The sequence below is a fragment of the Neotabrizicola shimadae genome, assembly GCF_019623905.1.
Lineage (GTDB): Bacteria > Pseudomonadota > Alphaproteobacteria > Rhodobacterales > Rhodobacteraceae > Neotabrizicola > Neotabrizicola shimadae.
Map to the genome: position 1 here is coordinate 3880165 of NZ_CP069370.1, position 11108 is coordinate 3891272.

10 protein-coding genes are annotated in these 11108 nt (G+C 66.3%); 1 reads left to right on the top strand and 9 read right to left on the bottom strand.

Annotation, left to right across the window (positions count from 1 at the left end; genetic code table 11):
- Nucleotides 1–6 precede the first annotated feature (6 nt).
- The 8 genes from JO391_RS18850 to hppD form a co-directional block, all read right to left on the bottom strand.
- Nucleotides 7–2316, bottom strand: coding sequence for a N,N-dimethylformamidase beta subunit family domain-containing protein (locus tag JO391_RS18850; RefSeq protein WP_220661942.1), 2310 nt, complete (start codon nucleotides 2314–2316; stop codon nucleotides 7–9).
- A gap of 1 nt (nucleotide 2317) precedes the next feature.
- Nucleotides 2318–3835: a branched-chain amino acid ABC transporter permease gene (locus JO391_RS18855; RefSeq protein ID WP_220661943.1), complete on the bottom strand. Its 1518-nt coding sequence runs from the start codon at nucleotides 3833–3835 to the stop codon at nucleotides 2318–2320.
- Nucleotides 3832–4764 carry a branched-chain amino acid ABC transporter permease gene (locus JO391_RS18860; protein WP_220661944.1) on the bottom strand — a complete coding sequence of 311 codons (933 nt, stop codon included), beginning with the start codon at nucleotides 4762–4764 and terminating at the stop codon, nucleotides 3832–3834. Before JO391_RS18860 ends, JO391_RS18855 begins: the two co-directional genes overlap by 4 nt.
- A complete protein-coding gene (locus JO391_RS18865) occupies nucleotides 4764–5462 on the bottom strand; it encodes an ABC transporter ATP-binding protein (RefSeq protein WP_220661945.1) in 699 nt (232 codons plus the stop codon). Before JO391_RS18865 ends, JO391_RS18860 begins: the two co-directional genes overlap by 1 nt.
- Nucleotides 5455–6180 carry an ABC transporter ATP-binding protein gene (locus tag JO391_RS18870; RefSeq protein WP_220661946.1) on the bottom strand — a complete coding sequence of 242 codons (726 nt, stop codon included), beginning with the start codon at nucleotides 6178–6180 and terminating at the stop codon, nucleotides 5455–5457. The genes JO391_RS18865 and JO391_RS18870 overlap by 8 nt, the downstream gene beginning before the upstream one ends.
- 8 nt (nucleotides 6181–6188) lie before the next feature.
- The gene (locus tag JO391_RS18875; RefSeq protein WP_220661947.1) at nucleotides 6189–7445 is read right to left on the bottom strand and encodes an ABC transporter substrate-binding protein; all 1257 of its coding nucleotides are present in this window, start codon (nucleotides 7443–7445) and stop codon (nucleotides 6189–6191) included.
- Between the two features lie 120 nt (nucleotides 7446–7565).
- A complete protein-coding gene (locus tag JO391_RS18880) occupies nucleotides 7566–8675 on the bottom strand; it encodes a histone deacetylase-like amidohydrolase (protein ID WP_220661948.1) in 1110 nt (369 codons plus the stop codon).
- Between the two features lie 392 nt (nucleotides 8676–9067).
- Nucleotides 9068–10162 (bottom strand): 4-hydroxyphenylpyruvate dioxygenase, encoded by a 1095-nt coding sequence (hppD, locus tag JO391_RS18885; protein ID WP_220661949.1) that lies wholly within the window; start codon nucleotides 10160–10162, stop codon nucleotides 9068–9070.
- A gap of 139 nt (nucleotides 10163–10301) precedes the next feature.
- On the opposite strand from hppD, the gene JO391_RS18890 reads away from it, so the two are divergent.
- Nucleotides 10302–10757: an Lrp/AsnC family transcriptional regulator gene (locus JO391_RS18890; protein ID WP_220661950.1), complete on the top strand. Its 456-nt coding sequence runs from the start codon at nucleotides 10302–10304 to the stop codon at nucleotides 10755–10757.
- Nucleotides 10758–10785: 28 nt separating this feature from the next.
- Here JO391_RS18890 and JO391_RS18895 read toward each other — a convergent pair whose 3' ends face one another.
- The gene (locus JO391_RS18895; RefSeq protein ID WP_220661951.1) at nucleotides 10786–11100 is read right to left on the bottom strand and encodes a 2Fe-2S iron-sulfur cluster-binding protein; all 315 of its coding nucleotides are present in this window, start codon (nucleotides 11098–11100) and stop codon (nucleotides 10786–10788) included.
- Nucleotides 11101–11108 lie beyond the last annotated feature (8 nt).

An 11108-nucleotide genomic window follows, 5' to 3' on the forward strand; every position in this document is an offset into this window, starting at 1 on the left:
GTCTCCCTACCGCCAGAGCTTCTCGTCCCCGGTGAACTGGCTGCCGGGAAGCGCCTGATCCTTGAGAAAGGCATTCAACACGTTGCGCATGATTCGGGCCACGTTGTTCTCGCCCCCGTGGCAGGGAAGGGCCTGCGACCAGGCGATCGAGCCCGCGGCGAAGCAGGCGCCGTTGTTGGGCGTGGTGAAATAGATCATGTCGCCGCGCACCTGGGCATCCTGGGTGCCGCCGCGGCCGGGGAAGGCATAGGTCACCTCCTCCGACACCAGCGGGTAGTTGTCGGAATGGCCCCAGGTCGCGGCCAGAAGCAGCGTGTGGGGCGGCGTGCCCAGGCCAAGCTCGTAGCGGTCCAGTTCCACCCCGCCGGCGCCGCCGCAGGCCAGGCCGAAATCGCCGATGGGTTCCTCGTCGCCCACGCCGTCGAAAATCCACGATGCGCGGCGGTGAAAGCTGTCGGGCATCCGTTCGAAGGGCTGGCTTTCATCCATCCCCTCGGTCGTGAAGCCCAGTCCCACGATCTTTTGCGGTGCCCGCCCGCGCGACCGCCACAGCCCCGATTTCTGCCCGGTCGAGGCCAGGTAGCCCTCGCCCGGTTCGGCCTGCCAGGCGCGCGACCCGGTGTCCAGCTTGCGCACCTCGATGCAGTGCGGCGCGTCCTTGCGGGTGCCCGTCACCCAGTAATAGCCGTTTCCGCCCAGATACATGACCCGCCCGCCGCCGCGCAGGTAGTCCTCGGTCGCATCCATCATCTCTTCCGAATAATATTCGGGATGGGTGCCGTTCACGACGCAGGCATAGGGCGTCAGGCAATCCAGCCCTTCGGCGTGCAGGTCGTGATCGGTGATCAGGTCATAGTCATAGCCCGCATGGTCCAGCCACCAGATCAGCGACAGGTCCGCGGGCAGGGCCCAGGGGAAGTTCATCGCCGGCAGGCGATAGCGCGGGCGCAAGGTAATGATCGGGCGCCGCCACGAGGAATAGCAGCATCCCGCCCCGTCGGAATGGTGGTCATAGGTCGAAAGACCGAACTCCTCCAGCTTCTTGTATTCCAGATCCTCGGGCACGATCACCGGGGTATGGGCGGTGATGGCCTGCGCGATGGGTGCCTCGTAGCTCAGGTGTTCATTGCCGTAGGCCAGATAGGTGAAGGTCGGCAGCAGGACGGCCAGCTTTGCCTTCGGGGCCTTCGGGCGCACGATGAAGGGGATGGAATCCTGCCCCGTGCCGCCTTCGACCTTCAGGCAATAGACCCCGGATTTCAGGTCATCCGGCAGCTCAAGCGTGAAGGTTCTTTCCCACTGGCAATCGGTCATCGCGTCGTCGTGGTAATGCACCCCGCCAAAGGTCTCGGGCGCCAGGCGATAGCTGTCCTCGCCGCGCCAGTTGAACCCGGTCATGCAGCGTACCGGCCGGTTCACGCCGGCCATGTGCAACCCATGCGGCCCCGTGTCCGGAATCAGGTCGTCCACCCCCTCGCGCGCAAGGTTGGCCGTGGGGTCCCAATAGGCCAGAAGCCCGCTCCGGTCGGGGTCGGCGCCCGAGGCAAGGGCCGCGATCTCCGCGCGCTCCAGGGCGCGGGAATAGACCCCCGACCGGTCGATCTTGCCGTTGAACAGGAAGCCGCCGTAATGGCCGCGCACCGGGTTGAAGGCAGTGGCCGAGGCCAGCTTGAAACTCGCCTCCCCTCCCGTGGGCGCCGGCGTCACGCGCAGCTTTTCGCGGATCCAGCTGTCCGTGTCGAAGGGCACCACGGTAGAGATGCGGCTGTTCCAGGGGTTCACGCAGTTGATGATGTAAAGCTCGGCCTGGCCGGTGGCGGCATCGAAGCTGGCGGCGACAAAGTACCAGCAGCGCGGCACCAGCGTGATCTCGGTCCTGACCTCGTCCACCTCCGTCCCGTCGCCCAGCCACAGGGCGACATGGCCGTCCGGGTCGATGCCCAGGCCAAAACCCATGGCGCGGTCGATGGCCCACCGGCCCATGATCTGCTGGCGTTCGGACTTCGGAGCGGTTGGGAAGACATGGGCGAACAGGGTAAAGCTCTTCAGCCCGTCCAGCCGGCCCTCAGGGTCCTGCGCGCGGGCAAAGGCGCCCACCTGCGTGAACTGGCGACGAACCTTCAGCGTTTCTGGCAGGGCCAAGTCAACCGCTTCTTCCACATAGCCGGGGCCTTCGGGGTTTTCGTCGCCATGCAGCACCCGCACCAGACGCGGTGTCACCTCGTCGCGGCCTTCCACCGAAATCATGAAATCGACGCGCCCGCCCGCCCGGGCGTTCAGCGGGTCGGCATAGCCAAAGATACGGGTGTTGGTCATCTCAGGATTCCATCAGGTCGTTCACGCGCAACAGGAAGACCGCGTGATAGGCCTCGTTCAGATCGGTATACAGCCGGTCGTCCACCAGCCGGGGCGGCGCGCCCCGTACGCCCGAAAAGGCCACGATCTTGTAGGCGTGGAACTGGCCCGGCTGGCGCATGATCGCGTATTTGTCGGCCACCTCGCCGCGGCGGAAGTGGTTCAGGACCCGCGACAGCGCGTCGGAATGATGCCCCAGAGGATTGCGGCGATGCTCCTCGATCAGCTCGGGCGTGATCAGCGCCTTCAGCCGGTCGCGCAGGCGCTTCTGGAAGCGGCGATAGTAGATTTGCTGCTTGTCAGCGAATTCGATGGCTTCTTCGGGCATGATCTCGCCCCCCTTTTCGGTGCGGCGCGCGCGCGCCTCGGATTGCTTGCGTCGGCGCCAGCCGCGGAACTGTTCGCGGGCGCCGGCGATGCCGTTGTGCAGATAAAGCGTGACGACCAGCATGATCGCCGCCACCAGAAGGATGCGCAGCGGACCCATGGACAGAAGGCCCTTGTCGATCAGCACCACGATGGCGGTGCCGATGGCCGCGCCCTCGGACCGGCCAAGCCCGCCGATCACGATCATCGCGAACAGCAGCATCAGCTGGTCCAGCGAAAAGACCGAGGGCGAGATCGAGCCGTAGAACTGGGCATAGAACGCGCCGATCACGCCAAGCCCGGCGGACGAGATCAGGAAGACCTGCAACCGCGCGCGGCGATAGTCGATCCCCACCGCCTCGGCAAAGGCCTCGTCCTCGCGCGCGGTCTGCAGCATCATGCCAAGACGCTCCGAATTGACGATGCGAAAGGTCAGAAGCGCCAGCAGCAGAAGAACAAAGGCGCCGGCAAAGCCTAGAAGCAGGCCGGGGCGCTGCAACTGCCAGTCCGCGGGGATGAAGCTGCCGACATTGTTGATCGACCCGTTCTGCGCGGTCAGCGCCTTCAGCTGTTGCACGAAGACCCGGCAGATCTCGGCAAAGCCCATGGTCAGCAGCGCATAGTAAAGCCCGTCCAGCCGCGTCGAGGGCAGGGCGAGCACCCCTCCCACCACAAGGCCGGCCAGCCCGCCTGCCACGAACATCAGGGGCCAGGGCAAGCCGTAGTAGACATTCAGCGCCGCGCTGACGTAGCCGCCGATCCCGACAATGGCCAGCGTGGCCAGCGAGAAGATGCCGGCGGTGCCGATCACCAGCGTCCACAGCACGTTGATCGCGGTGAACATGCAGAAGATGGCGGCGATGGTCAGCGCCTGGTTCGAAAGGAAGGGCGCAGACACCGCCAGAAGCCCAAGCGCGATCGCCCACCAAAGCGGGCGCTTGTCGGCCAGCATCCGTTCCTGGTCCAGCGTCTTGGGGTTCAGCCGCGACCGCCATTTCAGCAGATGGCGGCGGGTGAAGGGCAGCCTCGTGCGGGTCAGGGGCCGGTCGCCCTCTGGACGCAGGACGATCTCTTGCGGGCGCTGACCGATCTCGTGGAACTTGCGCATGGTCATTTCCGGGCCTCGTCCAGCAGGCCGCCGATGCCGCGGGGGCGCACGATCAGCACGGCGATGATGAAGACGAAGGTGCCGAACAGCACATAGCGCTGGCCCAGGAACGGGATGGCGCCGATCGAGGCTTCAAGGAAACCGATGATCACCGCACCCGCCACGGCGCCCGGAACCGATCCAAGCCCGCCCAGCAGGGCGATGGTCAGCCCCTTGATCAGCGGCATCGCGCCGCTGGTGGGCGAGACGAAGATCGTCTGGCTCAGCAGCACCGCGGCAAGCCCCGCCAGCGCGCCGGTCAGCATGGTCACGGGCAGGGCGGTGCGCCGCACCGAGATGCCGGACAGCACCGCGCCCTCGGGGTTCTGCATCATGGCGCGGATTTCCAGCCCCTTCCGGCTGACCCGGAGCCAGGCCAGCACCAGCGCCAGGATCAGCGCGGTGGACAGGATCGCGCCGATCTGGTCATAGCGCGCCGAGACGAAACCCAGGTCCACCTTCCCGGTGCCAAAGATCTTGGGCAGGTTCTTCTGCTTCGGCCCGAACCACCACAAAAGCGCCTGCACGGTGGCCAGGTTGATCGCCAGCGTCACGATCAGGCTGCGCACCGCGAAGTTCGGCTTGTCGTGGATCGGCAGGAACGCCAGCGCATAGATCAGCGCCCCCATGGCCGCCCCGGCCAGGGTGCCGGTGGCCAAAGTGACCCCGGCGGTGGCGGCCGTGCCAAGCGCCGTCTTGCCGAACGCGGCCAGGATCGTTGCCTTCAGCGCATCTGAAACAAGCCAGGCCGCATAACCTGACACGGCGAAGGTCGCGCCATGCGCCATGTTGATCATGCCGATCGACGACCAGAGCAGGCTGATGCCGATGGCCATCAGCCCATAGATCGCGGCCAGGTTCAGCCCGTGCACGATGGTGATGAAGACGGTATCCATCAGTGCAGGCTCACATGGCCGACATCGCCCCGCAGCCGGCCCGCATGCATCCCCACCATCCGGTCCACCCGGCCCGACAGAAGCGCCACGTTCTGCTCCGCGATCACCATGGCCCGCCCGTCCTGCGGCAGCGCGAACAGCGCCTCGATCACGCTGGCCGAGATCTTCGGGGCAAGCCCCAGCGAGGGCTCGTCGATCAGGTAGAGCTTCGCCTCCACCATCAGCGCGCGCCCAACCGAAACCATGCGCCGCTCGCCGCCCGAAAGGCGGCCGACCAGCGCGTGCTCCAGCTTGCGCAGCGGCGGGAAGATGTCGAACACCATCTCGCGCCGCCGCCGCCGTTCGGCCCAGGCCTTGGGCGTATAGGCGCCGCAATCCAGATGCTGCGCCACGGTCAGGCCCGGAAAGATCGCGTCGCCCTGCGGTGCCATGGCCAGCCCGGCGCGCACGATGCCGGGCGTGCGGCGGCCCGGCCCGGTGGACCGCGTTCCGCCGATCTCGCGCCCGGCCAGGCGGATCGAGCCGGATTGCCAGCCCACCAGGCTGGCCACCGCCCGCAGCAGCGTGGTCTTGCCGTGGCCGTTCAGCCCCACCAGCCCGACCCTCTCGCCCTCGGCCACGCGGAACGACACGTCGTGCAGCACCCGCAGCGGTCCGTAACCCGCCGTCAGCCCGTCGATTTCCAGAATGTCAGCCATGCGCGGGCGCCTCGAAATAGGCGGCAAGCACGCGCGGGTCGTCAAAGACCTCGCGCGGGGTGCCGGTGGCGATCACTTCCCCCATGTCAAGCACCACCGCGCGGTCGGCGATGGCGGACAGAAGCTCCAGCCGGTGCTCGATCAGGATCGCGGCGATGCGGTATTCATCCACCAGCCGGCGGATGATCAGATCCAGCTCGTCGATTTCCGAGTTGATGAGGCCCGAGGCCGGTTCGTCCAGCAACAGCACCCGTGGCTTGCGGATCAGCAGGCAGGCCAGCAGCAGCTTGCGCCGGTCGAAGGTGTCAAGCGATCCGGCCAGCCGGTCCCAGGGCTGGTGAAACCCGGCCAGGTGGCAAGCCCATTCCGCATCCATGCGCGTCTTGAACGGACGGTGCGAAAACCGGGCGGCGCGAAAGGTTTCGGCAATGGTCAGGGCGCCGGGCACCACCGGGCTCTGGTAGGTGCGGGCCAGGCCGGCGCGGGCGCGGTCATGCACCGCCAGTCGGGTGATGTCGCGCCCGTCCAGAAAGACCGAGCCGGCCGAGGCGGTATAGCGCCCGCAGAGAATCTCGAACAGCGAGGTCTTGCCCGCACCGTTCGGCCCCACCAGCCCCAGGACCTCGGCCGGGGCAACCTCCAGCGACACGTCGCGCAGGATCGCGCGGGTGCCGAAGGAAATGCCGATGCCCCGGCAGCCAAAGATCGCCTCGCCCATGCTCGGGCTTACATCCAGGGCGCGGGCCGCAGGTCGGCCTGCTTGTGCGTCGCGGGAGAGATGATGATGTGCTCGCCGTCCTGCACCTGGAAGATCAGATGCGCCTGACCGGCTTCCGGGTCATCGGTGGTGTTGGGATAGCTCAGCGGCGTGTGATCCTCGTTGGCGAAGGTATAGGTGCCGCTGACGCCGCGATAGGTGATGCCCTTGATCGCCTGCCCTACCGCATCGAAATCCGAAGGGTCGGCGGTTTCCCAGGCCTTGGCCAGGATATGCACCGTGTCATAGCCCGAACCGGTATAGACCATCCCCATCGTGCCCGGATACTTTGCCTTGTAGGCATCGCGGAACGCCATGCCCTGCTCGTCGGCATAGACCCCGATGACCGAACCCCAGACAAAGCCTTCCGCCGCATCGCCGGCCAGGTCCAGGAACTCGGGCTGCGAAGGGCCGTACTGCAGGTAGACCAGCGCGCCGGGCGTCGGGTCCAGAACATAGGCTTGCGCAAACGAGGCAAGCTCGGCCGCGACCCAGTGGTCGATCATGATGACCCCGGCGTCGGATTCCTTCAGTTGCTGCACGACGGGCGCCCAGTCCTGCACCGGGAACTGGATGTCGATCACCTTGCCCAGCTCCCATTCCCCGCCCGATGCGGCAATGGCGGCCTGGGTCGCCTGCGAGATGACCTGGGTATAGCCGATCTGCTCCTGCACGATGTCGACGCGGTTGTTCTTGGGCACCCAGCCCGCGGCCTTCTGCTGCGACAGGAACTTGATGAAGCCGGCGCCATACCAGGTTTCGGCCACGTCGATCTGAAAGATGTTGCGGTATTTCTCGGGGTTGGCCTTCACCAGATCCACGCTGGCCTGCGAGGTGTTGCCATGCAGGTAGGGCACTCCGTTCGAAGCCGCCACGTCCATCGCAGGCTGCGGGATGATGGCAAAGGAATGGGCCAGCGCGTGCACGCCTCCCTCGACCAGGCTCTGGAAGGCGGCAACCGTGCCCTCGGGCGTCAGAAGGTCGATGTCCACGACCTTGATTTCCAGCGGACGGCCGTTCACCCCGCCATTGGCGTTGATCTCTTCCACGGCCATGGTCACGCCGTTCAGCCAGTCCTGCTGGTCGGCCACGCCCACAGGGCCGGATTGGGCAGTCGGCACGCCGATCACGATCGGATCGGCCGCCAGCGCCGGCGACCACAGCGCAACAGCGCCCATGGTCGCGGCGGTGGTCATCAGAAAGCTGCGGCGGTTCAGTGCGGGCATTGCGACCTCCCTGGTCTGGTGGCGGGCCGGGTGCGCCGGCTCCTTGACGTTTCACCTATTGGGGCCATCCACGCCCCACGCTGTAAATGATGCATTTGCACCATGTCTTGCCGACCCGGCTCAGCCGAGCCCGGCCTCGCGCGCCTGCCGTTCCAGCCGGGCGCGCTGGAAGGCTATGAAATCTGCGGGGGGCTGCTGTTCGGTCAGGATGCCCAGGAACGGATCCTCGACGGGGGTGCGCTGGCCGGCAAAGCTTTCGATCACGGCCAGCCCGCAGAAGGGAACATATCCTTCGGCATAACCGCCCTCATGCGCGGCCAGGATGCGCCCGCCGCACAACTCGCCCGCCAGGGCGTGAAGCCGGGTCGCAAGATGGCGGAAGGTCTCCGAATGGGCCTGCATCCGGGCCAGCGGGTCGAAGGCATTGGCGTCCAGCCCCGAGGCCACGATGATCAGGTCGGGTCGGAAGGCGCGCAGCGCCGGTTCGACCAGAAGGTCCAGCGCGTCCAGATAGGTCTGGTGGCCGCCGCCGGGCAGAAGCGGGATGTTCAGGTTGAATCCCTCGCCCTTGCCGCGCCCCCGGTCCGCGGTGCCGCCCTGGGTCGGCGGGAAGCAGTTTTCCTGATGCAGCGAAATGGTCAGCGTGTCGTCGCGGTCGTAGAAGCAGGCTTCGGTGCCGTTTCCGTGGTGTACGTCCCAATCCACCACCGCCACCCGCAGCGGCCCGGCCTCGGCCCGCAGCGCCTCGATCGCGATGGGAATGTTCGCCAGCAGGCAGAACCCCATCGAGGCATCGGGCAGGCAATGGTGTCCCGGCGGACGCGACAGGACATAGGCATTGTCCACGCGGCGATGAAACACGTCCGACACCGCCTGCTTCACCAGACCGGCCGACAGGGCGGCGATCTCGAAACTGCCGCGACCGAAGGGCGAGTAATGGCCGGCATTGCCGCCGCCGGCATCCGACAGCGCCTTGAACTTGTCCAGATAGGCGGCGGTATGGATGCGCTCCATCTCGGCACGGCTGACCGGCGCGGCGCGGCGCCAGTCCAGAGCGGCGCCAAGGCCCGAAACCTCGACCAGGTTCTTCAGGCGGCGCTTGGTCTCCGGCCCCTCGGCATGACCGGCGCCCGAAGGTGGCTGCAGGTAGCCGCCGACCGGGGCAATGATCACATGTTCGCCCGTGGTGTGCCAAAGGCAAAGCTCGTCGAAATAGAAGGCAGTCGGCATGGCGGGCCCCGTCTGTTGCGCAGGCTCAGGATTTGCGATCTGCGGGGCCCGCGCCATAGTGCAATTGCATCAGCCCGGACGATGCCGCAGGGCTGCGCTGCGGCCCTTGGACCCCGAGCTTCGCACAGGCAACGCAACAGCAAGACCTCACCGCCTTGCGCGCCGTTGCGAATGGCTTGCCGGATCACGGCCTGACCCAACTGACCGACGCCCCGCCGGGTCAGGATGACCCTGCGGCAAGCCGCGGGAGCGGCGCGCGGGCACCCCGCCTCCAGCCTCGGACAATCCTTAAGTCCAAGTTAATCCGAGTCCGTAACCCACTGTAATCATTTAGCTGGGCCAGGCGTCCGAGCTCGGACGCCCTTACCCGCACTGGGGCCGTCCGGCGGGGCTCAGCCCGCCTTCAGCACGCCCCGGTCGATCTGGTCCTGCTCGATGCTCTCGAACAGCGCGCGGAAGTTGCCCTCCCCAAACCCGTCGTCGCCCTTGCGCTGGATGAACTCGAAAAAGATCGGCCCGATCACCGTCTTCGAGAAGATTTGCAGCAGGATGCGGGTCTCGCCCCCATCCACCACGCCCTCGCCATCAATCAGGATGCCATGCTTCGCCATCCGGTCGATCGGCTCCTCATGTCCCGTGACGCGCGTCCTGGACAAGTCGTAGTAGGCCATCGGCGGCTTGGGCATGAACTTCACCCCGTTGTCCGCAATGGCATCGGTCGCCGCATAGATGTCCTCGGCCCCCACCGCGATATGCTGGATGCCCTCCCCGTTGTAGCGCTTGAGGTACTCCACGATCTGGCCCGTCTCGCCCCGGTCCTCGTTCACAGGAATCCGGATGCGGCCGCAGGGCGAGGTCAGCGCGCGGGAATGCAGCCCGCTGAACTTGCCCTCGATATCGAAGAAGCGGATCTGGCGGAAGTTGAACAGCCGGCCATAGAAATCGAACCACTTGTCCATGTTGCCGCGGTGGACGTTGTGGGTCAGGTGGTCCAGGTAATGGAAGCCCACACCACGCGGTTTCGGCGCCTCCAGCCAGTCGAACTCGGCATAAGGATGGCGCCCCTCGCCATACTGGTCGGTGAAATAGATCAGAGACCCGCCGATGCCCACGATGGCCGGCAGGTCCAGCGCCTTGCCCGGGCCGTCAAAGGAGGTCGCGCCCAGGCTGACGGCATGGGCATGGGCATGGGCGGCATCGACCACGCGCCAACCCATCGAGGGGGCGCAGGGGCCGTGCTCTTCGACAAACCGGCGCGCGTGGCTGCCCGGCTCGTCGTTCAGGACATAGGTGATGTCGCCCTGCTGCCACAGCTCGATCGCCTTGCTGCGATGGCGGGCGACAAGCGCATAGCCCATGCGGGCAAACAGAACGCGCAACTCCTCCGGGTTCGGGTGGGCAAACTCGACAAACTCGAAGCCGTCGGTGCCGGCAGGGTTGCTGGCCGAGATCGTGGCTTTCGGGGCAAGGTGCGGGAAGGGGCCCATCGCGCTCTCCGGATGAAATGCTGCGTCTGACACTCATCTTCCCACCATTCCGACGAGGAGTTTGCGCATCCTTTCGCTTGGTTTCTGGATTCAGTGCGTGCATCGTGCGGCATTGACCAAAACTGCGCGAGAAACACGCATGATGGATGCCGTCGATTCGCGATTGCTTTCGCTGGTCCAGGCCAGGGGCGACATCACGGCCCAGGATCTGGGGGCCGCCTTGAACCTGTCGCCCAGCCAGGCAGCGCGCCGCAGGCAACGGCTGGAGGTCGAAGGCGTGATCACCGGCTATGGCGCGCGGCTTGATCCGGGCCGGTTGGGGCTGACGGTGCAGGCCTTCGTTCAGGTGCAGATGGCCGCGCACAACCCCGAAACCGCGCGCGGCTTCGCCAGCCTGGTCCGCACCCTGCCCGAAGTGGTGGGCTGCTGGACGCTGACCGGCGAGGCCGATTACCTGCTGCGCGTCTGGTGTGCCGACCTCCCGGCGCTGAATACGCTGATCCATCACCGCCTTCTGCCCCACCCTGCCGTGGCAAGGGTGCAAAGCCAGATCGTGATGGATCAGCTCAAGGCCGATTCCGGCCTGCCGGTCTAGGTTTCAGGCGTTCTAGGATCCGGGCGTTCTAGGACTCTGGAACGTGAACGACGATACCGTCCAGGTCGGGCCTCATCCGGATCTGGCAAGACAGGCGTGACGTGGCCTGGCGGCCGGCATCGGCCATGTCCAGCATGTCGTCCTCGAACCCTTCCGGGGGGCCGACGCGTTCCGCCCAGGCCGGGTCCACGACGACATGACAGGTGGCGCAGGACAGCGACCCGCCGCATTCGCCGATGATGCCCCTGATGCCGTTGGCGACCGCCACCTGCATCAGGTTCGTCCCCTCGGCCACGTCATGAGTGACCTCGCGCCCGTCGGGCAGAATCCAGGTTGCCTTCATCGCTGCCC

Excerpts from the sequence above, each read along its gene's own strand:
- JO391_RS18865 (WP_220661945.1), bottom strand. The coding sequence starts at position 5,462 with ATGGCTGACATTCTGGAAATCGACGGGCTGACGGCGGGTTACGGACCG.
- JO391_RS18870 (WP_220661946.1), bottom strand. The coding sequence starts at position 6,180 with ATGGGCGAGGCGATCTTTGGCTGCCGGGGCATCGGCATTTCCTTCGGC.
- JO391_RS18875 (WP_220661947.1), bottom strand. The coding sequence starts at position 7,445 with ATGCCCGCACTGAACCGCCGCAGCTTTCTGATGACCACCGCCGCGACC.
- JO391_RS18880 (WP_220661948.1), bottom strand. The coding sequence starts at position 8,675 with ATGCCGACTGCCTTCTATTTCGACGAGCTTTGCCTTTGGCACACCACG.
- hppD (WP_220661949.1), bottom strand. The coding sequence starts at position 10,162 with ATGGGCCCCTTCCCGCACCTTGCCCCGAAAGCCACGATCTCGGCCAGC.
- JO391_RS18850 (WP_220661942.1), bottom strand. The coding sequence starts at position 2,316 with ATGACCAACACCCGTATCTTTGGCTATGCCGACCCGCTGAACGCCCGG.
- JO391_RS18890 (WP_220661950.1), top strand. The coding sequence starts at position 10,302 with ATGATGGATGCCGTCGATTCGCGATTGCTTTCGCTGGTCCAGGCCAGG.
- JO391_RS18895 (WP_220661951.1), bottom strand. The coding sequence starts at position 11,100 with ATGAAGGCAACCTGGATTCTGCCCGACGGGCGCGAGGTCACTCATGAC.
- JO391_RS18860 (WP_220661944.1), bottom strand. The coding sequence starts at position 4,764 with ATGGATACCGTCTTCATCACCATCGTGCACGGGCTGAACCTGGCCGCG.
- JO391_RS18855 (WP_220661943.1), bottom strand. The coding sequence starts at position 3,835 with ATGACCATGCGCAAGTTCCACGAGATCGGTCAGCGCCCGCAAGAGATC.